22 protein-coding genes and 2 tRNA genes are annotated in these 25,200 nt (G+C 69.6%); 16 read left to right on the forward strand and 8 right to left on the reverse strand.

All coding sequences use genetic code 11. The annotated features are described in order from the left end of the window. Positions 1-5: 5 nt before the first annotated feature. The gene (locus ACIBK8_RS04930) at positions 6-602 is read left to right on the forward strand and encodes a biotin transporter BioY (RefSeq protein WP_393689576.1); all 597 of its coding nucleotides are present in this window, start codon (positions 6-8) and stop codon (positions 600-602) included. A 121-nt stretch (positions 603-723) separates the two neighbouring features. On the opposite strand, the gene ACIBK8_RS04935 is transcribed toward ACIBK8_RS04930, so the two are convergent. After that, positions 724-2,202 (reverse strand): amino acid permease, encoded by a 1,479-nt coding sequence (locus tag ACIBK8_RS04935; RefSeq protein WP_399040124.1) that lies wholly within the window; start codon positions 2,200-2,202, stop codon positions 724-726. Between the two features lie 190 nt (positions 2,203-2,392). Between ACIBK8_RS04935 and ACIBK8_RS04940 the strand changes: the two genes are divergently transcribed. Both ACIBK8_RS04940 and ACIBK8_RS04945 read left to right on the forward strand, forming a co-directional pair. Continuing rightward, on the forward strand, positions 2,393-2,878 hold the full coding sequence (locus tag ACIBK8_RS04940) for a ribose-5-phosphate isomerase (protein WP_393689573.1): 486 nt from the start codon (positions 2,393-2,395) through the stop codon (positions 2,876-2,878). Between the two features lie 73 nt (positions 2,879-2,951). After that, positions 2,952-3,776 (forward strand): Fpg/Nei family DNA glycosylase, encoded by an 825-nt coding sequence (locus ACIBK8_RS04945; protein ID WP_399040127.1) that lies wholly within the window; start codon positions 2,952-2,954, stop codon positions 3,774-3,776. Between the two features lie 93 nt (positions 3,777-3,869). Here the strand turns inward: ACIBK8_RS04945 and ACIBK8_RS04950 are convergent, their stop codons facing one another. After that, complete coding sequence (locus tag ACIBK8_RS04950; RefSeq protein ID WP_399040129.1) at positions 3,870-5,099, reverse strand: GNAT family N-acetyltransferase; 1,230 nt, start codon at positions 5,097-5,099, stop codon at positions 3,870-3,872. A 127-nt stretch (positions 5,100-5,226) separates the two neighbouring features. On the opposite strand from ACIBK8_RS04950, the gene ACIBK8_RS04955 reads away from it, so the two are divergent. Further along, entirely contained in the window at positions 5,227-6,372 is a 1,146-nt protein-coding gene (locus ACIBK8_RS04955; protein WP_399040130.1) for a PP2C family protein-serine/threonine phosphatase, read from the forward strand. 90 nt (positions 6,373-6,462) lie between these two features. Here ACIBK8_RS04955 and ACIBK8_RS04960 read toward each other — a convergent pair whose 3' ends face one another. Next, positions 6,463-7,002 carry an AAA family ATPase gene (locus tag ACIBK8_RS04960; RefSeq protein ID WP_399040131.1) on the reverse strand — a complete coding sequence of 180 codons (540 nt, stop codon included), beginning with the start codon at positions 7,000-7,002 and terminating at the stop codon, positions 6,463-6,465. A gap of 54 nt (positions 7,003-7,056) precedes the next feature. Next, entirely contained in the window at positions 7,057-8,226 is a 1,170-nt protein-coding gene (locus ACIBK8_RS04965) for an acyltransferase family protein (protein ID WP_399040132.1), read from the reverse strand. Positions 8,227-8,913: 687 nt separating this feature from the next. Here ACIBK8_RS04965 and ACIBK8_RS04970 point away from each other — a divergent pair. After that, on the forward strand, positions 8,914-9,108 hold the full coding sequence (locus ACIBK8_RS04970; protein WP_030283919.1) for a hypothetical protein: 195 nt from the start codon (positions 8,914-8,916) through the stop codon (positions 9,106-9,108). A 70-nt stretch (positions 9,109-9,178) separates the two neighbouring features. On the opposite strand, the gene ACIBK8_RS04975 is transcribed toward ACIBK8_RS04970, so the two are convergent. Both ACIBK8_RS04975 and ACIBK8_RS04980 read right to left on the reverse strand, forming a co-directional pair. Next, positions 9,179-9,565, reverse strand: coding sequence for an arsenate reductase family protein (locus ACIBK8_RS04975; RefSeq protein ID WP_399040133.1), 387 nt, complete (start codon positions 9,563-9,565; stop codon positions 9,179-9,181). 165 nt (positions 9,566-9,730) lie between these two features. Then, positions 9,731-9,801, reverse strand: a tRNA-Gly gene (locus ACIBK8_RS04980). A gap of 137 nt (positions 9,802-9,938) precedes the next feature. Between ACIBK8_RS04980 and ACIBK8_RS04985 the strand changes: the two genes are divergently transcribed. From ACIBK8_RS04985 to clpX, 5 genes are all read left to right on the forward strand, one after another. Continuing rightward, positions 9,939-10,015: transfer RNA gene (locus ACIBK8_RS04985), tRNA-Pro, on the forward strand. A gap of 218 nt (positions 10,016-10,233) precedes the next feature. Then, on the forward strand, positions 10,234-11,622 hold the full coding sequence (tig, locus tag ACIBK8_RS04990; protein ID WP_393689557.1) for a trigger factor: 1,389 nt from the start codon (positions 10,234-10,236) through the stop codon (positions 11,620-11,622). Positions 11,623-11,905: 283 nt separating this feature from the next. Next, a complete protein-coding gene (locus ACIBK8_RS04995) occupies positions 11,906-12,508 on the forward strand; it encodes an ATP-dependent Clp protease proteolytic subunit (protein WP_227045204.1) in 603 nt (200 codons plus the stop codon). Positions 12,509-12,571: 63 nt separating this feature from the next. Then, positions 12,572-13,249, forward strand: a complete 678-nt coding sequence (locus ACIBK8_RS05000; protein WP_399040292.1) for an ATP-dependent Clp protease proteolytic subunit — start codon at positions 12,572-12,574, stop codon at positions 13,247-13,249. 160 nt (positions 13,250-13,409) lie between these two features. Beyond that, positions 13,410-14,693: an ATP-dependent Clp protease ATP-binding subunit ClpX gene (gene clpX / locus ACIBK8_RS05005; protein WP_227044897.1), complete on the forward strand. Its 1,284-nt coding sequence runs from the start codon at positions 13,410-13,412 to the stop codon at positions 14,691-14,693. Positions 14,694-14,769: 76 nt separating this feature from the next. Here the strand turns inward: clpX and ACIBK8_RS05010 are convergent, their stop codons facing one another. Further along, positions 14,770-15,723, reverse strand: a complete 954-nt coding sequence (locus ACIBK8_RS05010; protein WP_399040134.1) for a hypothetical protein — start codon at positions 15,721-15,723, stop codon at positions 14,770-14,772. A 139-nt stretch (positions 15,724-15,862) separates the two neighbouring features. On the opposite strand from ACIBK8_RS05010, the gene ACIBK8_RS05015 reads away from it, so the two are divergent. Beyond that, on the forward strand, positions 15,863-18,481 hold the full coding sequence (locus tag ACIBK8_RS05015) for a valine--tRNA ligase (RefSeq protein ID WP_399040135.1): 2,619 nt from the start codon (positions 15,863-15,865) through the stop codon (positions 18,479-18,481). Here the strand turns inward: ACIBK8_RS05015 and ACIBK8_RS05020 are convergent. Continuing rightward, positions 18,447-19,649: a hypothetical protein gene (locus ACIBK8_RS05020; protein ID WP_399040293.1), complete on the reverse strand. Its 1,203-nt coding sequence runs from the start codon at positions 19,647-19,649 to the stop codon at positions 18,447-18,449. The genes ACIBK8_RS05015 and ACIBK8_RS05020 overlap by 35 nt on opposite strands. 226 nt (positions 19,650-19,875) lie before the next feature. Here ACIBK8_RS05020 and ACIBK8_RS05025 point away from each other — a divergent pair, with 226 nt between their 5' ends. The 5 genes from ACIBK8_RS05025 to ACIBK8_RS05045 all read left to right on the forward strand — a co-directional run bounded on the left by ACIBK8_RS05025 (position 19,876) and on the right by ACIBK8_RS05045 (position 25,168). Continuing rightward, positions 19,876-21,324: a peptidoglycan D,D-transpeptidase FtsI family protein gene (locus ACIBK8_RS05025; RefSeq protein ID WP_399040136.1), complete on the forward strand. Its 1,449-nt coding sequence runs from the start codon at positions 19,876-19,878 to the stop codon at positions 21,322-21,324. Positions 21,325-21,448: 124 nt separating this feature from the next. Beyond that, positions 21,449-22,963, forward strand: coding sequence for a bifunctional folylpolyglutamate synthase/dihydrofolate synthase (locus ACIBK8_RS05030; protein ID WP_399040138.1), 1,515 nt, complete (start codon positions 21,449-21,451; stop codon positions 22,961-22,963). Positions 22,964-22,965: 2 nt separating this feature from the next. Beyond that, positions 22,966-23,313, forward strand: a complete 348-nt coding sequence (locus ACIBK8_RS05035; protein WP_393689547.1) for a DUF4233 domain-containing protein — start codon at positions 22,966-22,968, stop codon at positions 23,311-23,313. A 128-nt stretch (positions 23,314-23,441) separates the two neighbouring features. Next, positions 23,442-23,855 (forward strand): nucleoside-diphosphate kinase, encoded by a 414-nt coding sequence (gene ndk, locus ACIBK8_RS05040; protein WP_399040140.1) that lies wholly within the window; start codon positions 23,442-23,444, stop codon positions 23,853-23,855. Between the two features lie 293 nt (positions 23,856-24,148). Next, the gene (locus ACIBK8_RS05045; RefSeq protein ID WP_227045210.1) at positions 24,149-25,168 is read left to right on the forward strand and encodes a rod shape-determining protein; all 1,020 of its coding nucleotides are present in this window, start codon (positions 24,149-24,151) and stop codon (positions 25,166-25,168) included. The last annotated feature ends 32 nt before the right edge of the window (positions 25,169-25,200 follow it).

Here is a 25,200-nt window from a genome sequence, read left to right on the forward strand (position 1 = left end):
TCCTGATGAGCACTGCCGCTCTCACTCGTCCCGGTGCGGTCCTCGCCGATCTCCTGCCCGCCGCCACCGCCTCCCGCGCCCGCGTCCGTGACGCCGCGCTGGTGGCGGGCGGCGCCGTGCTCACCGGTGTCGCGGCGCAGATCGCCGTCCCGGTCCCCGGCTCCCCGGTCCCGGTGACCGGGCAGACCTTCGCCGCCCTCCTCGTCGGCGCCTCGCTCGGCGCGCGCCGCGGCTTCGCGTCCATGGCGCTGTACGCGCTGGTGGGCATGGCCGGCATGCCGTGGTTCGCCGAGGCCAAGTCGGGTCCTGGCGGCGCCACCTTCGGCTACGTCCTGGGCATGCTGCTGGCCGCCACCGTCGTGGGCGCGCTGGCCCGTCGCGGCGGCGACCGTGGTGCGCTGCGCACGGCCGGCACGATGGTGGCCGGCCTCGCGCTGGTCTACGGCGTCGGCGTCCCCTACCTCGCGCTCAGCACGGGCATGTCCTTCGGGCAGGCGCTGGCCGCCGGCATGGTCCCGTTCCTCATCGGCGACGCGCTCAAGGCCGCCCTCGCGATGGGCGCGCTGCCCGCCGCGTGGAAGCTGGCCGGCCGCCGCGGCTGACAGGCGCCGTCCCGCGCACGCAACGGGCCGGGCCCCGCACTCACCACTCGGTGACTGCGGGGCCCGGCCCGTTACTGCTGTGTTTGCGTCGCGGTGCGCCGTGCGCGGCGCACCGCGACGGTCATGCCCGGTCGGCGGCCTTGGCCTCCGTGTCCACTGCGGGTACGGCCTCCGCGGCAGGCGCGCCGCCCTGGGGTCCGATCTCCGCACCGCCGCCGGCCGATACCGCGCTCTCCCGCGGTCGGCGCCGGTCCAGGATCAGGCCGACGGCCAGCACGACCACGGCGGCGACGACGGACAGCACCATCTGCTTGCGGCCGTCCGGGTCGTAGAACATGTAGCCCACGACGAACAGGATCAGCCCGATCGTCGCGTACGTCAGCCAGGGGTACAGCCACATCCGCACCGTCAGCCGCTCCGGCATGTCCCGCTCGATGACCTTGCGCATCTTCAGCTGCGAGAAGCAGATGACGAGCCACACGAACAGGGCGACCGCGCCCGACGAGTTCAGCAGGAACTGGAAGATGGTGTCCTTCGACGTGTAGCTGAAGATCGTCGCGATGAAGCCGAAGGCGACCGAAGCCCAGATCGCGACGGCCGGCACACCGCCCTTGTTCACCTTGGCGAAGGACTTCGGGGCGTCCCCGCGCTCACCCAGCGAGAAAGCCATCCGGGAAGCGGTGTAAAGACCCGAATTCAGACAGGACAGCACCGCGGTCAGCACCACGACGTCCATCACGGTCCCGGCGTACGGAATCTTCAGCGACTCCAGCACCGCGACGTACGGGCTGGCGTCCAGCTTCGGGTCGTTCCACGGCAGCAGCGTCACGATGACCGCGATCGAGCCGAGGTAGAAGATCGCGATCCGCCAGATGACGCTGTTGACGGCCTTGCGGACCGCCTTCACCGGGTTCGGCGACTCGCTGGCCGCCAGGGTGACGATCTCGCTGCCCATGAAGGAGAAGACCACCAGCAGCATGCCGGAGAGGATCGCCCCTGGTCCGTTCGGCAGGAACCCGCCGTGCCCGGTCAGATTCGACAGACCGACCGCCTCGTCGCCCGGCGGCAGTCCGAAGATCGCCAGCGCGCCGACGACGATGAAGACGACGATCGCGACGACCTTGATGCCGGCGAACCAGAACTCGAACTCGCCGAACGAGCCGACCGAGATCAGGTTCGTGCCGGTCAGGACCATCATCACCAGCAGAGCCCAGGCCCACTGCGGGACGGCCGGCACCCAGTTGGTGAGAATGGCGGCGGCTGCGGTCGCCTCGACGGCCAGCACGACCGACCAGAAGAACCAGTACAGCCAGCCGATGGTGAACCCGGCCCAGCGGCCGAGCGCCTTGTCCGCGTACGCGGAGAATGAACCGGAAGTGGGGGAGGCCGCGGCCATCTCACCCAGCATCCGCATGACGAGCACGACCAGCAATCCGGTCAGTGCGTAAGAAAGCAGGATGCCGGGTCCTGCGGCGTGGATACCGGCGCCGGAGCCGACGAACAAGCCTGCGCCGATGACACCGCCGATGGCGATCATCGACAGATGTCGATTCTTGAGTCCTGCCTGAAGCCCGTCCGTGGTAGGCGGGTGCGTGCCCATATGCACCGTCCTTCAGTGGTTCTCGGTTTCGAGTCCCCGCATTAGACCCGCGGGGGCGACTGCTTAGGAAGATCCGAATCCGGATCGTTGTCGTTCCTGTTCAGCTGTATGAAGACTGGCTGAAACTCCCCTGTCATTTGTACGAAGCCCCGGCGCCACACTGTCGCATTCCTCGTGCCACACTCATGCCATGCGCGTGTATCTCGGCTCCGACCATGCAGGTTTTGACCTCAAGAACCACCTCGTCGAGTGGCTCAAGGCCCAGGGCCACGAGCCCGTCGACTGCGGTCCGCACCTCTACGACGCCCAGGACGACTACCCGCCGTTCTGCCTCCGTGCCGCGGAGAAGACGGCCGCCGACCCGGACGGTCTCGGCATCGTGATCGGCGGCTCGGGCAACGGCGAGCAGATCGCCGCCAACAAGGTCAAGGGCGTACGGGCCGCACTGGCCTGGAGCGAGGAGACCGCCAAGCTCGGCCGCGAGCACAACAACGCCAACGTCATTTCCGTCGGCGGCCGGATGCACACGGTCGAGGAGGCGACGAAGTTCATCGAGATCTTCCTCGCCACCCCGTACTCGGGCGAGGAGCGGCACACCCGCCGCATCGACATGCTCTCCGCCTACGAGACCACCGGCGAACTGCCCCCCATCCCGGCCCACCACCCGCAGGGCTGAGTCAACCCCCACCGCCATCCGCCCGCTTCCCCGGCCACCGGGGGAGCGGGCGCGCTCACCGGAGGACACCCCGATGCCCGAGGGGCACACGATCCACCGCCTCGCGCTGGACCACCTCGACCGCTTCGAGGGCGGCCCGGTGCGGGCCGGCAGCCCGCAGGGGAAGTTCGCCGACGGCGCCGCGCTCGTCGACGGACAGATCCTGGAGACCGCCGAGGCGCACGGCAAGCACCTCTTCCTCGGCTTCGGCCCGGTCGGCTGGATCCACATCCACCTCGGCCTCTTCGGCAAGCTCGGCTTCGGCACCGCCCCCGCGCCGCCGCCCACCGACACCGTCCGGCTGCGCCTGGCCAACCAGGCCCACCACGCCGACCTGCGCGGCCCCACCACCTGCGCCCTGATCACCGACGCCGAGAAGCAGGCGATACACGACCGGCTCGGGCCCGACCCGCTGCGCCCCGCCGACGACGGGGAGCGCGCCTGGCGCCGGATCACCCGCAGCCGCACGACGATCGCCGCGCTGCTGCTCGACCAGAAGATCATCGCCGGTGTCGGCAACGTCTACCGCGCCGAGGTCCTCTTCCGGCACGGCATCGACCCCTACCTCCCGGGCCGCGACCTCACCCGCGCCGCCTGGGACGCCGTCTGGGCCGACCTGGTGTACCTGATGGGCGAGGGAGTACGGCACAACCGGATCGACACCGTGCGCCCCGAGCACCTGCCCGAGGCGATGGGCCGCCCGCCGCGGGTCGACGACCACGGCGGCGAGGTGTACGTCTACCGCCGCGCCCACCAGCACTGCCACCTCTGCGGCAGCGAGATCAGAACGGCGGGACTCGCCGCCCGCAACCTCTTCTGGTGCCCCACCTGCCAGCCGGCCACCGCCGGACGCGGTTAGGGCCCGCCGTGCGGATCAGGCCGGGCTCGCGAACTGATCCACACGACAGGCACTCTGAGCCCGCCCGCGTCCCACGGCGCCGGCCGCACCACGTCAGAACCCGTGCGGCAGCCACGGCGCGACGTCCGAAGCGAACGCCACCGACGCCGCCCGCAGCGCGCCGGGCCGCAGCTCCCGCACCCGGCCCGCCGCCGCCAGCTCCGACAGCGTGAACCCGCCCAGATACGCCGAGCCCAACTCCCGTGCGGACAGGGCCAGATCGGGCGCGTCCGTGGTCCGCTCGCAGACCGCGCCCCGCTCGTCGCCTGTCAGCCGCCAGCGGCCCTCGTTCCACGGGCAGAACGCGTCGGAGACCTCAAGCACCGCGTCCACCGGGCGCTGATACGTCCGCGCCGCCAGCGCGGCGCCGACCTCCACCGTCCGGACGTACGCATCGTCCCGGAGCCGGATGCCGCACCGCCGCATGTCCGCGACGAGATGCAGCACCGGATCGTCCACCGGGAGGGTGTGCGCCGCCACCGACGAGGTCAGGTCGATCCCGAACAGGTAGCGCCACAGCGCGGCGTACACCTCGGGGTCGGGGGCGGCGATGTGCTGCAGCTGTACCGCGCCGTGCGCCCCCTCGCTGTTCCAGCGCGGCTCGACGGCGTACCGCGCGTAGCCCCTGACCTCGCCGTCCACCTCGGCCAGCACACACTGGAGCCTGCCCTTCCCGTTCCGGTCGCGCTCCGGATCGAGGACCGCAAGACGCTCCCAGCCCGGCTGCCTGGCGAGCATCCCGGGCCTGGCGGCCACCGTCCGCGCGTACACCCGCTCGCAGTCCGCCAGCGCCTTCACCGGATCGGCCAGCCGCAGCCGCACGCCGTCCGCGCCCGGCACGTCCGGGGGCGCCAGCCGCAGCGTGTCGACATCCAGACGCATCTCCAGCGTCGCCGCGCCGTAGCCGAACCGCCCGTAGATCGACCCCTCCGACGCCGTCAGCACGGCCAGCGCCTCGCCGCGCTCCCGTACGTCGTCCAACTGCCGCCGCATCATCGAGCGCAGCACCCCGCGCCTGCGGTGCGTCGGCTGCACACTGACCATCGTCACCCCGGCCGCCGGCACCGAAGCGCCGCCCGGCACGGTCAGCCCGAACGAGAAGGCGCCGGCCGTCCCGACGATCTCGCCCTCGTCCCAGGCGGCGATCGAGCGCTCCGCCTCGGTCAGCTCCTGCCACAGAGCCCGCTCCTCCGGGGCCTCCCCGACGCCCCCGAAGGCCAGCTCCACCTTCCCGAACCAGCCGTCCCATTCCTCCGGTCGCAACATCCGCAACTCTGTCGTCATAAGCCATCCCTAGCAGGACGCTCTCCGGCCGCGCGACCGTATTTCGAACGGCATTTCCCGGCATTCGCCCTTGGTGAGGTCCGACGAATCGACGCGCCGCCGAACGGGTGGATAAGGTCCCAGAGCAATGGCACGCCGCCCGGGAGCAGAACCCGTGACGGCCCGGCTGCACAAGGCGCTGCACCGGGCCCGCATCGGCGTGCGCAAGACCGGGGTCGACTACTTCCGCGGCGACGGCTCCGACTGGCTCGCGCTGGTCGCGCTGCTGATCTCCGTCCCCGCCATCGCCGCGGCCACCCTCTGGCACCCGCAGTGGGTCGGCCCGACCGCCCTGGTCCTGCCGGTGATCGCCGGCGGACTGCTGCTGCGGCCCGCCAACCTCCTCGCCCTGTACGGCACGTCGGCCGCCGCCCTGATCGTCGAGGCCGTCCTCTTTGGCCCTTACGACGAGGGGCCCGACCGGATCACCCCCGGCACGGTCCTGGTGGTCGCCGCCGTCGGGCTCTTCGGGCTGCTGATCGCGCAGTTCCGCAGCCGGGTCGGTGTGCCCTGGCGGCGCGGCGGCACCATGCTCTTCGACCTGCGCGAACGGATCCGGGTGCAGAGCAAACTGCCCCGGCTCCCGCAGGGCTGGCACCGTGAGATGGCGCTGCGCCCGGCCGGCGGGCAGTCCTTCTCCGGCGACTTCGTCGTGGCCTCCCGCACCCAGGGCGGCAACATCCTGGAAGTCGTGCTGACCGACGTCTCCGGCAAAGGCATGGACGCGGCCTCCCGCTCACTGCTGCTCTCCGGCGCGTTCGGCGGCCTGCTCGGCTCACTGCCGCCGCACGGCTTCCTGCCCGCGGCCAACGGCTACCTGCTGCGCCAGGACTGGGACGAGGGCTTCGCCACCTCCATCCACCTCGTCCTCGACCTGGAGTCGGGCGACTACGAACTGCTCTCCGCGGGACACCTCCCCGCCCTCCAGCTCAGCGCAGGCACCGGCCGCTGGGAGGAGAAGACGGGGACGGGCCCGCTCCTCGGGGTCTACGACGGGGCGCAGTTCGACCCGGTCAAGGGCCGGCTGCGCCCCGGCGACGTGCTGATGATGTTCACCGACGGCCTGGTCGAGTCCGCCGACCGGGACCTCACCGAGGGCATCGACCGGCTGACCGGCGAGGCCGACCGCTATGTCGCGGGCGGCTTCACCGGTGCCGCCTGGCATCTGATCGAGGCGGTCGCCAAGGACGTCAACGACGACCGGGCGCTGCTGCTCATCTGCCGGGACGCATAGGGCCGTTCACCGGAGGTGGAGCCGCGGCCAGTGCGCCGCGTCGGCCTCCCGGAGCGCCGGGCGAGCACAGGCAGCCCCAGCACCGGCAGTTCAAGCGCCCGCCGCCCAGCCGGTGGCCGCCACGACCTCCCGCGCGATGTCCGTGACGGACCGCCCGTCCGTCACCACCCGCACGGTGTCAGCGGGCGCCCGCTCATCCAGGATGCGCGCCTTGCGGGCGCTGTTGCGCAGTTCCCGCTCCAGTTCCGAACCGCGCTCCCGGCCGGTCAGCCGTTCCTCCGCGGTGGCGTCCGACGCGGTGAGCAGGACCCGCACGATCCGCACGTCAGCCCCCATGGCCCGCTCGAACATCCCGGCCGTCTCGGGCAGCACGCTCGCGGTGTTCGTATAGATCAGGCGGCGGTACCCGCGCCGGGCGAAGTTCGCCCACACCGCCGTCAGATTGCTCTCGGTGATCTCCGCACGGTGCGGATCGCCGTCCGGCGCCGGATGCGCCTGGCCCATGAAGTCGCCCTCGATGACCGCGTGGGCCACCGTCCCGGCGCGCAGGCACGCCGAAACCTCCCAGCCCACCGTCGTCTTGCCGACACCGGCACGTCCGCCGATGAGCAGCACCTCTGCGTTGTCCATGACGGAAGCGTGGCAGCGGGCGACCGCCGGGCGCGATCCGATATCGGCGGCCGGCTACGAGGCGGTCCGCCGCCCGGCCGCCTCCACCGGGTCCTTGCGGAAGGCCCAGGCCATCGTCGGCTCCATCGCGAAGCGGAAGACCTTACGGACCGGTGGGGTGCACAGCGCCGTCACCACGGCACCGGCGATCACGGTGACCGCGATCTCGCCGAGCGGGGTGTGCACCCAGGGGTGGTCGAACCAGCCCCAGAACCGGGCGCCCTTGGCGAGGAAACCGTGCAGCAGATAGCCGTACAGCGTGCCGGCGCCCAGCACCGTGAACCACCTGTGCCGCGTGGGCACCCAGGAGTAGAAGCACGCCACCAGCACCAGCGAGCAGCCGAAGAGCGCGAGGGTCATCACCGCACCGGCCCACCAGGTGGTGCCCAGTTCCTGCGCACTGTCCCGGTGGTAGAACCACGCGGACGTCATCCGGGGCGCGGCCCAGTACGCGATGACCAACGTGGCCGCGAAGACCGGCACCGCGGCGATGCGCACCGCGCGCCGCCGCACCATCCGGAAGTGCTCGGGCCGCAGACACAGACCCAGCACGAAGAACGGCAGGAACTGCAGCACCCGTTGGAGGTCCAGATCGTCGCCGATCTCCGGTGACACGGACGCCAGCACGGCGATGGTCAGCGCCAGCGGGACGGGCCAGCGCACGATCTTCCACAGCGGTGTGGTCAGCCGCCAGATGAACAGGGCCACCAGGAACCACGTCAGGAACCAGGGGTCGAGCAGGCTGATCGGCTGGTCCGGAGTGTCGTCGGCCCATCGCTTGAAGAAGGTGTACGCCACCTCGAAGAGGATGTACGGGACGGCGACGCCGGTGACGAGCCGCTGGAGGCGGTCCTTGCGCATGTCGAAACTGCGCGAGAAATAGCCGGAGATGATGATGAACGCCGGCATGTGGAAGGCGTAGACGGCCATGTAGAGCGCCTCGGCGGCGCGACTGCCGTCGGTCAGCGGCTCCCACGCGTGCCCCATCGCCACCAGGACGATGGCCAGGTACTTCGCGTTGTCGAAGAAGGCGTCCCGGCCTGCGGTCGGTGCGGGCTTCGGTGCGGCTTCCGGCACGCCCGTCGGTTGCGCCGTGCGCACCGCCCGGTCCGTGCCCGCCGGCTCCCTGGCCGCAGGGAGTTCACGTCGAGGGTTCGGGGCAGCGTGAAACATTTGAGGCACCATAGTGGTGAACCGTCGAATGCGTAAAACCGTCTTCCGGTTATTCGCTATTTCCCCAGGTATCGCAGGGAAACTCCGCACGGTTGAATCATGATCGATTCGTATTACTCACGGAAACACCCGCCTCCGGCGTGGGTAACTCGACGCCAGGAGCGCCCTTTTGCGCCACTTCGTCCGGCTTAAACGGGTCATATGCCCTGCGGGTGCCCCGGAGGGAATGTCCACTTCCCAGCTGCTGTGTCCGCGACCCGGAATGCCGCCGTGGCCGTGATCCACGCCACGGAACGGGAATGCGCCGCCGCCCGTACCGGGCGGAGTGGCCGGATGCGCAGCCTGAACGGCGCCGCGCGGTACGTCACTTACCAGCCATGCGCAGCGAAATGATCAGGCCGTTTTATCCGCACCGTGGTTGCCGGCGTTCCTTCCGCCCCGGCCGCGCCGTACGGTGCCCGTCCGGCCGTCGCACTGCCCTCTTGCTGGCACCTTGTCGCACCCCGCCGAACCCGCCGCCCGCCCGCTTCGTTCGTCCGCTTCATCCGTCAACGGCATGAAGCGGGCAAAGCGTTGGCCGATGATTCGTCACCCGTATGCAGTGGGAAGTCACTTGGTGGCACGATGGTGCCAGCGGGGGGTGCGCGGTTGCACGCTTCCCGGGCCGGTGAGGCGTTCCGACCGAGGGTGTGATCAGTTGTGGCTCTTTCGCTGTCAGTGGTGCTGCTGTTGGGGATCGTGCTGATCGTGCTGATCCGCGGGAAAACGATCAAGCCGGGTCCGGCGATCGTCGCCATCCTCTTCGGCTTCTTCCTGGCCTCCACCGGCATGGCGCCCTCGATAAACCGGTTCTTCAACTCCCTCGCGGACACCATCAACCACATCACCTTCTAGGGCCCGCACCCCGAAGCCGTCAGCCGGCCTCCGGGACCGGACCCGCTCGCGGCCCGGCCCCGGCCGGATGTCAGCCCTCGGCCGGCCCGTCGCCCGCACCCCTGGCCAGCGCGTCCCGCACGGCATCGCCGCTGCGGCCGACCACCGCCGATCCGTCGTCCGCGGTGATGATCGGCCGCTGGATCAGCCGGGGATGCGCGGCCAGCGCCTCGATCCACCGCTCCCGCCCGGCATCCGAGCGCTCCCACGCCCCGAGTCCCAGCTCCTTCGCCTCGGCCTCCTGCGTCCGCGTGATGTCCCACGGTTCGAGCCCCAGGCGCCCCAGTACGGCGCGGAGTTCCGCCGCGCTCGGCGGCTCCTCCAGGTAGCGGCGCACGGTGTACTGCGCGCCTGCGCCGTCGAGCAGCTCCACGGCGGAACGGCACTTGGAACACGCGGGGTTGATCCAGATCTCCATGCCGGTCACCCTAATGAGCCCGGCCGGCCCCGGGCAGTCCCGCGCACACCGTGACGTGACGGCCGACGGCCTCCCGCCCGTGCCCCGGAAAATCCCGGAGAGCCCAGGAGAGCCCAGGAAAAACGAAGAACCCCAGACCGTCCGGCCTGGGGTTCCCTTCGTGAGAGCGGGCGACGGGAATCGAACCCGCGTAGCCAGTTTGGAAGACTGGGGCTCTACCATTGAGCTACGCCCGCAAGCGCCACAGATCGCTCGGATCTCGGCACGCAGTGCATCGTAGCGGGTCGGGGCGGCCTCCCGCACACCGGATACCGGCGGCCCGATAACTGGCAGCCGGAGCACCATCGGCCATGTACCCTACGTGTCGCACCGACGGGGTGTGGCGCAGCTTGGTAGCGCGTCCGCTTTGGGAGCGGAAGGTCGTCGGTTCGAATCCGGCCACCCCGACCAGTAGTACCGCGTACGTTCGCAGGGCCGGCTCCCCGGGAGCCGGCCGCCGCCGGACGGCCGCGCAAGATCACGTTATGGCTGCCATCCTGCTTGCGGTTACTATGCAAGCTGCGTGCCCGTGTGTCTCTGTACCGGGCGCGATCGACCGGGGCCCGCATCATCGGGTACCGGAAGATCTCAAGCAGAACCCCAGAAGTCAGCCCCAAGGAGACCGAACCGTGAAGAGCGCCGTGGAGACCCTGAACCCGACCCGGGTTCGGCTCACTGTCGAGGTGCCCTTCGAGGAGCTCAAGGACAGCCTCGACGCGGCGTACAAGAAGATCAACCAGCAGGTCACGGTGAAGGGCTTCCGCAAGGGCAAGATCCCTGCCCGCGTCATCGACCAGCGGTTCGGCCGTGGCGCCGTGCTGGAGGAGGCCGTCAACGACGCGCTCCCGAAGTTCTACACCGAGGCGGTCAACGAGGGTGAGCTGAACGTCCTCGGCCAGCCCGAGGTCGACATCACCGAGCTGAAGGACGGCGAACTGCTGGCCTTCACCGCCGAGGTCGACATCCGCCCCGCCCTGGAGATCCCGGACTACTCCGGTATCGAGGTCGAGGTCGACGCCACCGAGGTGTCGGACGAGGACATCGACAAGTCCGTCGAGCAGCTGCGTGAGCGCTTCGCATCGACCACCCCGGTCGAGCGCGCGGCCCAGGACGGCGACGTCCTGACGCTGGACCTCGAAGCCAAGGTGGACGGCGAGGTCCTGGAGGACGGCGTCGCCCAGGGCGTCAGCTACACCGTCGGCTCCGGCGAGCTGCTGGACGGCATCGACGAGGCCGTCAAGGGTGTCGAGGCCGGCGGCAGCGCCACCTTCACCTCCGAGCTCAAGGGCGGCTCGGCCCAGGGCAAGGAGGCCGAGGTCACCGTCGCCGTCACCGCCGTCGCGGCCCGCGAACTGCCCGAGCTGGACGACGAGTTCGCGCAGCTGGCCAGCGAGTTCGACACGCTCGAAGAGCTGCGTGCCGACAGCAGCAAGCGCCTCGCGCAGATGAAGAAGTACGACCAGGCCACCCAGGCTCAGGAGAAGGTCCTGGACGAGCTGCTCAAGCTCGTCGAGGTGCCGATCCCCGAGAAGCTGCTCGCGGACGAGATCGAGACCCGCAAGCACAACCTGGTGAACCACCAGCTCGGCCAGATGGGCCTCGACCTCGCCAAGTACCTGGAGATCCAGGGCAAGACCGAGGAAGAGTTCGACGCCGAGACCAAGGAGCAGGCGGAGAAGGGCATCAAGACCCAGTTCATCCTGGATGAGCTGGTCAACAAGGAGAAGCTGAACGTCAGCCAGGAGGAGCTCACCGAGCACCTCATGCGCCGCGCGCAGTCCTCCGGCATGTCCCCCGACCAGTTCGCGCAGGCCGTCGTCGAGGGTGGCCAGGTGCCGATGCTCGTCGGCGAGGTCGCCCGCGGCAAGGCGCTCGCGGTGGTCGTCGAGGCCGCCACGGTCAAGGACACCAACGGCGAGGTCCTGGACCTCGACGACGAGGACGAGACGGCCGAGACCGTCGTCGCCGAGGCCGAGGGCACCGAGGTGGCCGAGGCCGAGCAGAAGAACGAGGGCTGAGCCCAGGCTCGCTCCCGCACTCCCTGACCACGGGCCCGAACGCGCACGTCTGCGTGTTCGGGCCCGTGGTGGTACCGGCCCGTGAGCCTGCGCTCACAGCGAACAGTTCTCAAAGCGGGATGGCGTTGTCCGACCTGCGCGTTAGGGTCCGTAGATACGAGGGCAGGGGAGTTGCTGAACGCGCCGGGGCAACGACACGGCGCAGATCCCCAGGCCCCGGCAGACGACGCTGAGACGGTCTCGTACCGTCCGACAACGAGCAGGTGGACACGTGACGATCCCGATGCCTTCCGCCGCCGCTGAGCCGACCTTCGGTGGCCTCGGCGACCAGGTCTACAACCGGCTGCTCGGCGAGCGGATCATCTTCCTCGGCCAGCCGGTCGACGACGACATCGCCAACAAGATCACCGCGCAGCTGCTTCTCCTGGCCGCGGACCCGGACAAGGACATCTTCCTCTACATCAACTCCCCGGGCGGCTCGATCTCGGCCGGCCTGGCGATCTACGACACCATGCAGTACATCAAGAACGATGTGGTGACGATCGCCATGGGCCTGGCCGCTTCGATGGGCCAGTTCCTGCTGAGCGCTGGCACCCCGGGCAAGCGTTTCGCGCTGCCCAACGCCGAGATCCTCATCCACCAGCCCTCCGCCGGCCTGGCGGGTTCCGCGTCGGACATCAAGATCCACGCCGAGCGGCTGCTGCACACCAAGAAGCGGATGGCGGAGCTGACCGCCTTCCACACCGGTCAGACCGTCGAGCGGATCACCCACGACTCCGACCGCGACCGCTGGTTCTCCGCGGACGAGGCCAAGGAGTACGGCCTCATCGACGACGTCATGACCTCCGCCGCAGGCGTTCCGGGCGGGGGCGGCACCGGGGCCTGAGCCCCGTACCACTCGCCCAGCCACCCCAGCCCCTTGATCGCCACCAGGACGGTGAACACCCAGATGAACAACTTCCCCGGCAGCGGCCTGTACCAGGGCGCGGAGTCCGAGTTTTCCGGTCCTCGCGCCGAGTCCCGCTACATCGTTCCGCGCTTCGTCGAGCGCACCTCGCAGGGCGTGCGCGAGTACGACCCGTACGCGAAGCTCTTCGAGGAGCGGGTGATCTTCCTCGGCGTGCAGATCGACGACGCGTCGGCCAACGACGTCATGGCGCAGCTGCTGTGCCTGGAGTCGATGGACCCGGACCGTGACATCTCGATCTACATCAACTCGCCCGGCGGCTCCTTCACGGCGCTGACCGCGATCTACGACACGATGCAGTTCGTGAAGCCCGACATCCAGACGGTCTGCATGGGCCAGGCGGCCTCCGCCGCCGCCGTGCTGCTCGCGGCCGGCACCCCCGGCAAGCGGATGGCGCTGCCCAACGCCCGTGTGCTGATCCACCAGCCGTACAGCGAGACCGGCCGCGGCCAGGTCTCCGACCTGGAGATCGCCGCCAACGAAATCCTCCGGATGCGCTCGCAGCTGGAAGACCTGCTGGCCAAGCACTCCTCCACGCCGATCGAGAAGATCCGCGACGATATCGAACGCGACAAGATCCTGACCGCCGAGGAGTCCCTGGCGTACGGTCTGGTCGACCAGATCGTGTCGACGCGCAAGTCGTCGGTCTCGATCGGCTAGCGGTCCTCGCGAAGCGAGCCGGGTCTGTGCCCCCTTGGACCGACTGAACTTCAGTCGGTCCAAGGGGGGCCCGTACGGGGGGCCCGGCAAGGTACCGTCGATAGGCAAGCACCCGGGTCCGTAGGAGCAATGCGGATCCCAGGCGAAGGGGAAGCACCTCGTGGCACGCATCGGTGACGGCGGCGACCTGCTCAAGTGCTCGTTCTGCGGAAAGAGTCAGAAGCAGGTGAAGAAGCTCATCGCGGGACCTGGTGTGTACATCTGCGACGAGTGCATCGACCTCTGCAACGAAATCATCGAGGAGGAGCTGGCCGAGACCTCCGAGGTGCGCTGGGAGGAACTCCCCAAGCCGCGGGAGATCTATGAGTTCCTCAACGGCTACGTCGTCGGCCAGGACCCGGCCAAGAAGGCGCTCTCGGTCGCCGTCTACAACCACTACAAGCGGGTGCAGGCGGGCGAGAACGGCGGTGGCCGCGGCGACGAGGGCATCGAGCTGGCCAAGTCCAACATCCTGCTGCTCGGCCCCACGGGATCCGGCAAGACGCTGCTCGCGCAGACCCTCGCCCGGATGCTGAACGTCCCGTTCGCCTTCGCCGACGCGACGGCGCTGACGGAAGCCGGCTACGTCGGCGAGGACGTCGAGAACATCCTGCTCAAGCTGATCCAGGCCGCGGACTTCGACGTCAAGAAGGCCGAGACGGGGATCATCTACATCGACGAGATCGACAAGGTCGCCCGAAAGAGCGAAAACCCGTCGATCACCCGCGATGTCTCAGGCGAGGGTGTCCAGCAGGCTCTGCTGAAGATCCTGGAGGGCACCACCGCCTCCGTACCGCCGCAGGGCGGGCGCAAGCACCCGCACCAGGAATTCATCCAGATCGACACGACGAACGTGCTGTTCATCGTGGGCGGCGCGTTCGCCGGACTCGACAAGATCATCGAGGCCAGGTCAGGCGCCAAGGGCATCGGTTTCGGCGCCACGATCCGCTCCAAGCGCGAGATCGAGTCCAAGGACCAGCTCCAGGACGTCATGCCGGAAGACCTGGTGAAGTTCGGGATGATCCCCGAGTTCATCGGCCGGCTGCCCGTCCTCACCTCGGTCCACAACCTCGACCGCGAGACCCTGCTGCAGATCCTGGTCGAGCCGCGGAACGCGCTCGTCAAGCAGTACAAGCGGCTCTTCGAACTCGACGGCGTGGAGCTGGACTTCGACCGCCCGGCCCTGGAGGCCATCGCCGACCAGGCGATCCTGCGCGGCACCGGCGCCCGTGGCCTGCGCGCCATCATGGAGGAAGTCCTCCAGTCCGTGATGTACGAGGTCCCCTCCCGCAAGGATGTGGCCCGCGTCGTCATCACCGAGGACGTCGTCCACTCCAACGTCAACCCGACCCTCGTCCCGCGCAGCCGCGGCGAGTCGGGCGAGCCGCACGAGAAGAGCGCGTAGCTCGGTACGGCGCACAGACGAAGAACCGCCCGGCAGCCGATGTGCTGCCGGGCGGTTCGCGTATGCACACGCGGTGCTACTTCTCCTTGCGGACCTCGGTGCGGACCGCCGCCGTCTTCTGGGACAGCGCCTCGGAGCCGAGCGACTGCGGGCCGCTGCCCGACGGGTCGGGCATGGCCTGGGACTGCACGATGCCCACGGCACTGCTGTCGCCCCAGATGCACACGGAGACCGTGGAGGACGCGGTGATGCCGCTGACCGACGCGGTGGCCTTCTGGGTCCTGCACTTCATCACGGCGCCGTCGAAGTCGTCGGGCGAGTACTTCGTGATCGGCGTGACCGTCTCGATCTTGGCGCTCCCGCGGGCCGCGCTCTTCTTCTGGGTCTCGTCGAGCTTGGCGAACGTGGCGTCCACCGCGGTCTCCGGGTCGGACACCTCGCCGTAGACGCCGACGACCGCCATCTTCAGCTTGCTGGCGTTGACGTAGGACCCCTGCACCGCCTTGCCGTTGCTGATCCCCATCGCCTTGAGGTCCTTGTCGCTGGAGAAGTCCTGGGCGTCGGAGGATTCGGAGCCGGGGGCCTTGCTGTACTCGCCGTTGAGGAGCTTGTCCTGGAGCACGATCGTGTAGGGCGGGACGCTGCCGCCGCCCGAGCCGAACGCGAAGTAGGCGCCCACGCCGATCGCCGCGACCACGGCCACCGCGCCGATGATGAGGCCGACCTTCTTGCCGCTGCCGCCGGACTCCGGCGGGCCCTGCGGGATCGCGCCGTACGGAGTCTGCTGGCCGTACGGGGCCTGCGGCTGCTGGCCGTAGGGCGCGCCCTGCTGGGGGTAGCCGTAGCCCTGCTGAGGGGCACCCTGCTGCGGGTAGCCGTAACCCTGCGGGGGCACCTGGCCGCCCTGCTGCGGGTAGCCGTAGCCCGGCTGCGGGGCCTGCGGCTGCTGCGGCTGGCCGTACGGTCCCGGCTGCTGCGGCTGCTGCGGCTGCTGGCCGTACGGGCCTGGCGACGGCTGGTTGTAGCTCATGAAGCGGTTCCCCTCGTGACAACTGGCGGCAGTTGATGTTTATACGCTCCGCACATCCTGTACGACGCCACCGACAACCGCTGCTCCGGGGGCGAAACCGGTTCGAGACCGCGACATCCGCGCCCGTACACTGTGCGTCGTGACCGAGAACACTCAGCAGAGCAACCACAGTGCCCCCGAACTGCCGACTCAGTACACGCCGGCCGACGTAGAGGGGCCGCTGTACGAGCGCTGGGTAGAGCGGGGCTACTTCACCGCCGACGCGAAGAGCGAGAAGCCCCCGTACACGATCGTCATCCCGCCGCCGAACGTCACCGGCGCCCTCCACCTGGGCCACGCGTTCCAGGTGACCCTGATGGACGCCCTGACGCGCCGCAAGCGCATGCAGGGCTTCGAGACGCTGTGGCTGCCCGGCATGGACCACGCGGGCATCGCGACCCAGAACAAGGTCGAGCAGCAGCTCGCCGAGGAGGGCAAGTCCCGCTACGACCTCGGGCGCGAGGCGTTCACCGAGCGGGTCTGGCAGTGGAAGGACGAGTACGGCGGCCGGATCCTCGGCCAGCTGCGCCGCCTCGGCGCCGGCCTCGACTGGTCCCGCGAGCGGTTCACCATGGACGAGGGCCTGTCCCGCGCCGTCCAGACGATCTTCAAGAACCTCTACGACGACGAACTGATCTACCGCGCCGAGCGCATCATCAACTGGTGCCCGCGCTGCCTGACCGCCATCTCGGACATCGAGGTGGACTACCAGGACGACGACGGCGAGCTGGTCTCGCTCCAGTACGGCGAGGGCGACGAGACGGTGGTCGTGGCCACCACCCGCGTCGAGACGATGCTCGGCGACACCGCCGTCGCGGTCCACCCGGAGGACGAGCGGTACGCGCACCTCATCGGCAAGCGCATCAAGCTGCCGCTGACCAACCGCACGATCCCGGTCGTCGCCGACGCGCACGTCGACCCGGAGTTCGGCACCGGCGCCGTGAAGGTCACCCCCGCCCACGACCCGAACGACTTCGCGATCGGCCAGCGGCACGGTCTCGACACGCTGACGGTCATGGACGAGCGGGGCGTCATCACCGCCTCAGGGCCCTTCGAGGGCCTGGACCGCTTCGAGGCGCGCTCGGCGATCGTCGCCGCCCTGCGGGAACAGGGCCGCGTCGTCGCGGAGAAGCGCCCCTACGTCCACTCCGTGGGCCACTGCTCGCGCTGCAAGACGACCGTCGAGCCGCGCCTGTCGCTCCAGTGGTGGGTCAAGGTCGACACCCTGGCCAAGGCCGCCGGTGACGCGGTCCGCGACGAGCGGGTCGCGCTGCACCCGAAGGACATGGAGAAGCGGTACTTCGACTGGGTCGACAACCTCAACGACTGGTGCATCTCGCGGCAGTTGTGGTGGGGCCACCGCATCCCCGTCTGGTACGGCCCCGACGGCGAGGTCGTCTGCGTCGGCCCCGACGAGGAGCCGCCGTCCGGCGAGGGCTGGACGCAGGACGAGGACGTCCTCGACACCTGGTTCTCCTCCGGCCTGTGGCCCTTCTCCACCCTCGGCTGGCCCGAACGCACCCCGGACCTCGCGAAGTTCTACCCGACGGACGTCCTGGTCACCGGGCACGACATCATCTTCTTCTGGGTCGTCCGGATGATGATGTTCGGCCTGTACTCCATGGACGAGATCCCCTTCAAGACCGTGGCCCTCACCGGCCTGGTGCGGGACGAGTTCGGCAAGAAGATGTCGAAGTCGAACCCGAACGCCGTGGACCCGCTGGACTGGATGGACGCGTACGGCTCCGACGCCGTCCGCTTCACCCTGGCCCGCGGCGCCAACCCCGGCGCCGACGTCCCGATCGGCGAGGACTGGGTCCAGGCGTCCCGGAACTTCGCCAACAAGATCTGGAACGCCACCCGGTTCGCGATGATGAACGGCGCGACCACCGAGGGCCCGCTGCCCGAGGCGTCCGAGCTGTCGGCGACGGACCGCTGGATCCTCTCCCGGCTCAACGCCACCGTCGCCGAAGTCAACGCGCTCTACGACGACTTCCAGTTCGCCAAGCTCTCCGACACCCTCTACCACTTCGCCTGGGACGAGGTCTTCGACTGGTACGTCGAGCTGTCGAAGACCACGTTCTTCGCCGGCGGCCCGGCGGCCGAGGTCTCCCGCCGGGTGCTGGGCGAGGTCCTGGACGTCACGCTGCGGCTGCTGCACCCGGTCGTGCCGTTCGTCACCGAGACCCTGTGGACGACGCTGACCGGCCGCGATTCGGTCGTCGTCGCCGAGTGGCCGGCCGACTCCGGCTTCCGGGACGCGGCGGCCGAGCAGGAGATCGCCCTGGTCCAGCAGGTCGTCACCGAGGTCCGCAGGTTCCGCTCCGACCAGGGTCTCCAGCCCGGCCAGAAGGTCCCGGCCCGGCTCGACCTGTCCGGCACGGCGCTGGCCGCGCACGAAGCCGCGATGCGCTCGCTGCTGCGCCTCCAGCCGGCCGCCGACGACTTCAGCACCACCGCGTCGCTGCCGGTCGCGGGCGCCACGGTCGCGCTCGACCTCTCCGGCGCGATCGACGTCGAGGCGGAGCGGAAGCGGCTGACGAAGGACCTGTCAGCGGCCGAGAAGGAGAAGGCGCAGGCCCTCGGCAAGCTCGGCAACGAAGCGTTCCTCGCCAAGGCGCCCGAGAAGGTCGTGGACAAGATCCGCGGCCGGCTGGAGACCGCCGAAGCGGACATCGTCCGGATCAGCGCCCAGCTGGCGGCGCTGCCCACGGCGTAGCCCGTCCCGGATCCGCCGGGTCGGCCCCGGCGGAATCGTGCGGCACCGCAGGCCCCTCGTCCGTACGGGCGGGGGGCCTGCGCCGTCCCCGCCGCCCCCGCTCGCGGACCGGCCACAGCAGGACGTACGCGGTCGACACGGCCACGAAGCCCAGCCGGATCAGCCCGCGCGCCGCGTCGTCGGGGACGAGGAAGACGCTGCCGTAGAGGGTGAGCAGCGCCAGCCAGCTCCACCACGGCACCAGCCACCGCTGGCCGATGACGTCCCAGAGCAGGGTGCCGAGCAGTACGGACGCGGTGTAGTACGTGTAGACGCTCGGGTCGAGGACGATCCGGGCGTTGGCGCCGAGCAGGACCACGGCGGCCCAGCGCCCGCGCCAGACCGCGAGGACGCCCAGCGCAAGACCCAGCGCGGCCTGCGCGGGACGGTCCCAGCCGGGGGTCTCCGGGTCGCCGACACCCAGCCAACGCAGCGCGGACGCCGGGTGGTTGGGGATGGTGAAGGTAGCGGCGGCGAAGGACTGCGAGTCGCCGATGAAGAACGGCAGCCAGGCGACGGCCACCAGGCCCGCACACCACAGCCCGGCCCGCAGCCACTGCTGCCGGGGCAGCGCCAGCAGCAGCGGCGCGAAGGCCAGCGCGGTGGGTTTGGAATCCATGGCCAGGGCCAGACAGGCGCCGGTCATCGCGGCGTTGCCGCGGGTCAGGGACCGTACCGCGAGTGCGGTGAAGAACAGCGCCAGTACGTCGTCGAGATGGCCGAAACGTACGGCAACCTCGATCCACATCGGGATGAACGCGAGTCCGGCGATCAGTACCCGCTGCCGCAGCCGCTGGTGGTTGGTGCCGGTGCCCAGGAAGTGCCACGCGGCGCTGCGGCCGGCCAGCACCGTGATGACCAGGCCGAGCAGCGACATCAGCGCCGCCGCCAGGAACTGCCCGGTGGCCTCGGGGAACGGGTTGAACAGGCCGGCCACCAGGAAGCTGACCGGGCCCATCTGGAGCTCCGGATGGTGGGCGTAGAGATTGAGCCCGCCGGTGCCGTCGCCGGCCGCGCCCTGGTAGATCAGCTCGCCGCCGGCCCGCAGATAGTGCCAGGAAAAGCCGCCGTGCGGCTCCACCACGGCGAACCACACCACCGTCCAGCCGGTGAGCAGCACCAAATGCATCCGCTGACCAATTGCCGGCACCGTACTCAGCTCCTGCTTTCCGTTCGATCACACCGAATGGAGCGTTACAGAGCCCGCCGACGAAGAGGAGGGAAAGCGGCCAAACGTTGCCTCAAGGGCTGAACGGGCATTCTCATCGCGCTCTCATCAATCCGAGGAACCCTGGGGCCGCGTGCCGGAGTTTCCGGAGAAAGCGCACGTACCGAGCGAGGAGCCGCGCCCGATCATGAACAAACCACTGCGCCGGGTCTCGGTCTTCTGCCTCACCCTGATACTCGCGCTGGTGGCCTGGGCCACCTGGCTCCAGGGCGCCAAGGCGAACGAATACAAGGCGGATCCGCACAACCCCCGGGTCGCCATCGGGAAGTACGCGGCGCCGATGGGCAACATCCTCGTCGACGGACGTCCGGTCACCGGCTCCGTCGCGACCTCGGCCAACCTCAAGTACAAGCGCACCTACACGGACGGCAAGCTCTACGCGCCGGTCACCGGCTTCTCGTCGCAGATCTTCGGCAGCAACCGGCTGGAGAGCCTCTACGGCGACCTGCTCGACGGCTCCGACAGCCGGCTCCAGAGCCCCCTGGACGCGCTGTCGCACGAGCGGGCCAAGGGCGGCGACGTCGCGACCACCATCGACTCCTCCGTCCAGAAGGCGGGCTACGAGGCGCTCGGCGACAAGACGGGCGCCGCCGTCGCCCTCGACCCGGCCACAGGACACGTCCTCGGGATGGTCAGCACGCCCTCGTACGACCCCGGCAAGTTCGCCGGGTCCGGCAGCTCGGACCGCAAGGCGTGGCAGAAGATGAGCGAGGACGAGCGGCAGCCGGACGTGAACCGCGCGCTGCGCCAGCCGCTGCCGCCGGGCTCCACCTTCAAGCTGGTGGTGGCCGCCGCCGCGCTGGAGGACGGCCTGTACTCCTCGGTGGACGAGCCGACCAAGAGCCCCGACCCGTACACGCTGCCGCACACCACCACGAAGCTCACCAACGAGAGCGCGTCGGCACCCTGCGAGAACGCGGACATCCGCACCGCCCTCCAGTACTCCTGCAACACCGTCTTCGGAAAGATGGCCGTCGACCTGGGCAAGGACAAGGTCAGGGCGCAGGCCGAGAAGTTCGGCTTCAACGACGCCAAGGTCGACACCCCGGTGCGGGCCGACAAGAGCGTCTACCCCAAGGACATGGACGAGGCGCAGACCGCGCTCTCCGGCATCGGGCAGTTCAACGACCAGGCCACCCCGATGCAGATGGCGATGATCACCGCGGCGATCTCCAACGGCGGCGAGCTGAAGACCCCGCAGATGGTGGACAAGGTCACCGACGGCGGCGGCAACACCCTGGAGAAGACGGAGCCCAAGACGTACGGCAAGGCGATGTCGTCCCGCACCGCCGAGCAGCTGCAGTCGGCGATGCGGACGGTCGTCGAGAAGGGCACCGGCAGCAACGCGAAGATCGACGGGCTGACCGTCGGCGGCAAGACCGGCACCGCCCAGCACGGCGTCGACAACAGCGGTACGCCCTACGCGTGGTTCGTCTCGTACGCGCAGGACGCCAAGGGCCGCCAGGTGGCGGTGGCCGTGCTGGTCGAGGACGGTCACGCCGCCCGCAACGAGGTCTCGGGCAACGGCCTCGCCGCCCCGATCGCCCGCGCGATGATGAAGGCGGCGCTGGCGTAGCGCCCGCCTGCCGGGGCGGGCCGGGCACCCGTTCCCGCGGGCCCGCCCCGGGCAGCCGCGGGGCGGTGCCCGGGTGCCGGTGTGGGCGCGACCGTTGTCAGGGGTGCCTCGTAGACTGGACGGCGTGAGCGAGCGCCCCCAGAACGACGACCCCGACCCGACCGACGCCTTCGACGACATGGTCGAGGCCGAGACCCAGCGCGACCCGGACCTCGCGGTGATCGAGGCCGGCAGCCGGACCCTGCGCGCGCAGGCAGGACCCCCGCAGGGAGACGGCGTCCCGGTCCGTCCTGCCGACCCCGAGGTCGACCGTGCGCTGCGCGCGGTCGAGGACGAACTGGCAGGCCGCTGGGGTGAGACCAAGCTCGACCCGTCGGTGCAGCGCATCGAGGCGCTGCTCGACATCCTCGGCTCCCCGCAGCGCGCCTACCCGGCCATCCACATCACCGGAACGAACGGCAAGACCAGCACCGCCCGGATGATCGAGGCCCTGCTCGGCGCCTTCGACCTGCGCACCGGCCGGTACACCAGCCCGCACGTCCAGTCCGTCACCGAGCGGATCAGCCTGGACGGCAGCCCGATCTCCGCCGAGCGCTTCATCGAGACGTACCGCGACATCGCGCCGTACATCGAGATGGTCGACGCTCAGCAGGAGTTCCGCCTGTCGTTCTTCGAGGTGCTGACGGCGATGGCGTACGCCGCGTTCGCCGATGCGCCGGTGGACATCGCCGTCGTCGAGGTCGGCATGGGCGGCACCTGGGACGCGACGAACGTCATCGACGCCGACGTCGCCGTGGTCACCCCGATCTCGCTCGACCACACCGACCGGCTGGGCGAGACGCCCGAGCAGATCGCCGTGGAGAAGTCCGGGATCATCAAGAAGGACGCGACGGTCGTGCTGGCCCAGCAGCCGGTCGACGCCGCGTCGGTGATGCTCAAGCACGCGGTCGAGGTGGACGCCACGGTCGCCCGTGAGGGCATGGAGTTCGGGGTGCTCAGCCGCGAGGTCGCCGTCGGCGGCCAGATGCTGACCCTGCGGGGGCTCGGCGGCGAGTACCCGGAGATCTTCCTCCCGCTGTACGGCGCCCATCAGGCGCACAACGCCGCGGTGGCGCTCGCCGCGGTCGAGGCGTTCTTCGGCATCGGCTCCGAGCACGCCCGCAGCCTCGACATCGACACCATCCGCTCGGCCTTCGCCGCGGTCGCTTCGCCGGGCCGGATGGAGGTCGTGCGGCGCAGCCCCACCGTCGTGCTGGACGCCGCGCACAACCCCGCGGGCGCGCGGGCGGCGGCGGATGGCGTCACCGAGGCGTTCGGCTTCAGCCGTCTGGTGGGTGTCGTCGGCGCCAGTGACGACAAGGACGTCAAGGGCCTGCTGGAGGCGTTCGAGCCGATCTTCGCCGAGGTCGTGGTAACGCGTAACTCCAGCCAGCGCGCCATGGATCCCGATGAGTTGGCGGCCGTCGCCGTCGAGGTGTTCGGCAGCGAGCGGGTCCAGGTCGAACCGCGGCTGGACGACGCCCTGGAGGCGGCGATCACCCTCGCCGAGGAAGAGGGCGAGTACTCCGGAGCGGGTGTCCTGGTCACCGGCTCCGTGATCACGGTCGGCGAGGCCCGGCTGCTCCTGGGGAGGAACTGACCATGCGCACCCTGTGTGCGAGCACCCTGATCGGCGAGTTCTTCGTGATCGGCTTCGCGGGTCTGGTCGCGATGCAGATGAGCGACCTGTCGACGGCCACGATCTGGACCGTCAGCGGCATCGCCATGCTGCTGAGCCTGCTGCTGTGCGGCCTGCTGACCCGCCCCGGGGGCATCCAGCTCGGCTGGGCGCTCCAGGTCGCCCTGATCGCCAGCGGCTTCGTCGTCCCGACGATGTTCTTCCTGGGCGCGGTGTTCGCCGCCCTGTGGTGGGCATCGGTCCATTTCGGCCGCAAGATCGACGAGGCGAAGGCCCGCTGGGCGGCGATGGCGGAGGCGGAGGCGGCGTAAGCCCTGTCGTCTGCGCCGCCGGAGCGCTTCGCAGGGGTGTCGCCCGTACGAGGACCGGGCGACACCCCTGTCGCCGCTCCCTGTAGCCTCGGCTCACCGCAGTCGATTGTTTGCAAGGAGCCGAATCCATGAGCCAGCGCACCCTCGTTCTTCTCAAGCCCGACGCCGTCAGGCGCGGCCTGGTGGGCGAGATCATCGGCCGGATCGAGAAGAAGGCCGGCTGGAACCTCGGCGCCCTGGAGCTGCGCACCCTGGACCGCGAGGTGCTGGAGCAGCACTACGCCGAGCACGAGGGCAAGCCTTTCTACGAGCCGCTGATGACGTTCATGGCCTCCGGCCCGGTCGTCGCCCTCATCGTCGAGGGGGAGCGGGTGATCGAGGGCGTGCGCGCGCTGGCCGGTCCCACCGACCCGATTACCGCACCGAGCGGGTCCATTCGTGGGGACTTCGGCACGATCACCCGGGAGAATCTGATCCATGCCTCGGATTCCGAAGAGTCCGCCGAACGGGAGATCAAGATTTTCTTTCCCGGACTTTCTTGATACATCATCACCTGTATCCCCCTCGTGACCAGGGGCGACCGTTAAAGATCGGTCGCCCCTCGGCATATGCGGGATGTTCGGGGGAACGCATCACCGCGACACGACGTCACCATTGATGGGGCCGGGTGCGTGTACCGCTGACAATGGCGGAAGTACCGCCCACCGTGTTCGAGTGGGCAGCACTACGAACTACGATGGAAGCTTCCGCGCCGCACAGCGCATCACCTCCTGCCGACCTCCAGTAAGCATTCGCTCCAGTTGGGAAGGCCAGACGTATCCTCATGGGGAACAACATGTCGTTCATCGGCCGTGACATGGCTGTCGACCTCGGGACCGCCAACACGCTGGTGTACGTCAGGGGCCGCGGGATCGTCCTCAACGAGCCCTCGGTCGTGGCCATCAACACCAACACCGGCGGCATCCTCGCCGTGGGCGCCGAGGCGAAGAAGATGATCGGGCGGACGCCCGGCAACATCGTCGCCGTACGTCCCCTGAAGGACGGCGTCATCGCCGACTTCGAAATCACCGAGCGGATGCTCCGCTACTTCATCCTGAAGATCCACAAGCGGCGCTATCTGGCCCGCCCGCGGGTGGTCGTCTGCGTCCCCTCCGGCATCACCGGCGTCGAACGCCGCGCCGTCATCGAGGCGTCGACGCAGGCCGGCGCGCGGCAGGTGCACATCATCGAGGAGCCGATGGCCGCCGCGATCGGGTCCGGGCTCCCGGTGCACGAGGCCACCGGCAACATGGTCGTCGACATCGGCGGCGGTACCACCGAGGTCGCCGTCATCTCGCTCGGCGGCATCGTCACGGCCCAGTCGATCCGCGTCGCGGGCGACGAACTCGACAACGCGATCATCCAGCACATCAAGAAGGAGTACAGCCTTCTGCTGGGCGAGCGCACCGCCGAGAGCATCAAGATCACCATCGGTTCCGCGCACGACCTCGAACAGGACGAGCACACCGAGATCCGCGGCCGTGACCTGGTCTCCGGCCTGCCGAAGACCGTCGTGATCTCCGCCGCCGAGGTCCGCAAGGCCATCGAGGAACCGGTCAACTCCATTGTCGACGCGGTCAAGACGACGCTCGACAAGTGCCCGCCGGAGCTGTCAGGCGACGTCATGGACCGCGGCATCGTGCTCACCGGAGGCGGCGCCCTGCTCCGCGGCCTCGACGAGCGGCTGCGCCGCGAGACCGGCATGCCCATCCACATCGCCGAGGACCCGCTCGACTCCGTCGCGCTCGGCTCCGGCAAGTGCGTCGAGGAGTTCGAGGCGCTCCAGCAGGTCCTCGACTCCCAGCCACGCAGGTAGCCGGGCGGCGCCTGCCGCCGCGGACATCCTGC

Source organism: Streptomyces sp. NPDC050161, from assembly GCF_044460025.1.
Classification (GTDB): domain Bacteria; phylum Actinomycetota; class Actinomycetes; order Streptomycetales; family Streptomycetaceae; genus Streptomyces.

Excerpts from the sequence above, each read along its gene's own strand:
- ACIBK8_RS04935 (WP_399040124.1), bottom strand. The coding sequence starts at position 2,202 with ATGGGCACGCACCCGCCTACCACGGACGGGCTTCAGGCAGGACTCAAG.
- ACIBK8_RS04995 (WP_227045204.1), top strand. The coding sequence starts at position 11,906 with ATGCCTTCCGCCGCCGCTGAGCCGACCTTCGGTGGCCTCGGCGACCAG.
- ACIBK8_RS05010 (WP_399040134.1), bottom strand. The coding sequence starts at position 15,723 with ATGAGCTACAACCAGCCGTCGCCAGGCCCGTACGGCCAGCAGCCGCAG.
- ACIBK8_RS04960 (WP_399040131.1), bottom strand. The coding sequence starts at position 7,002 with ATGGACAACGCAGAGGTGCTGCTCATCGGCGGACGTGCCGGTGTCGGC.
- ACIBK8_RS04940 (WP_393689573.1), top strand. The coding sequence starts at position 2,393 with ATGCGCGTGTATCTCGGCTCCGACCATGCAGGTTTTGACCTCAAGAAC.
- ACIBK8_RS05000 (WP_399040292.1), top strand. The coding sequence starts at position 12,572 with ATGAACAACTTCCCCGGCAGCGGCCTGTACCAGGGCGCGGAGTCCGAG.
- ACIBK8_RS05035 (WP_393689547.1), top strand. The coding sequence starts at position 22,966 with ATGCGCACCCTGTGTGCGAGCACCCTGATCGGCGAGTTCTTCGTGATC.
- ACIBK8_RS05045 (WP_227045210.1), top strand. The coding sequence starts at position 24,149 with ATGTCGTTCATCGGCCGTGACATGGCTGTCGACCTCGGGACCGCCAAC.
- ACIBK8_RS04975 (WP_399040133.1), bottom strand. The coding sequence starts at position 9,565 with ATGGAGATCTGGATCAACCCCGCGTGTTCCAAGTGCCGTTCCGCCGTG.
- ACIBK8_RS04955 (WP_399040130.1), top strand. The coding sequence starts at position 5,227 with ATGGCACGCCGCCCGGGAGCAGAACCCGTGACGGCCCGGCTGCACAAG.
- ACIBK8_RS04930 (WP_393689576.1), top strand. The coding sequence starts at position 6 with ATGAGCACTGCCGCTCTCACTCGTCCCGGTGCGGTCCTCGCCGATCTC.
- ACIBK8_RS04945 (WP_399040127.1), top strand. The coding sequence starts at position 2,952 with ATGCCCGAGGGGCACACGATCCACCGCCTCGCGCTGGACCACCTCGAC.
- ndk (WP_399040140.1), top strand. The coding sequence starts at position 23,442 with ATGAGCCAGCGCACCCTCGTTCTTCTCAAGCCCGACGCCGTCAGGCGC.
- ACIBK8_RS04950 (WP_399040129.1), bottom strand. The coding sequence starts at position 5,099 with ATGACGACAGAGTTGCGGATGTTGCGACCGGAGGAATGGGACGGCTGG.
- ACIBK8_RS05020 (WP_399040293.1), bottom strand. The coding sequence starts at position 19,649 with ATGCATTTGGTGCTGCTCACCGGCTGGACGGTGGTGTGGTTCGCCGTG.
- ACIBK8_RS05025 (WP_399040136.1), top strand. The coding sequence starts at position 19,876 with ATGAACAAACCACTGCGCCGGGTCTCGGTCTTCTGCCTCACCCTGATA.
- ACIBK8_RS04965 (WP_399040132.1), bottom strand. The coding sequence starts at position 8,226 with ATGGTGCCTCAAATGTTTCACGCTGCCCCGAACCCTCGACGTGAACTC.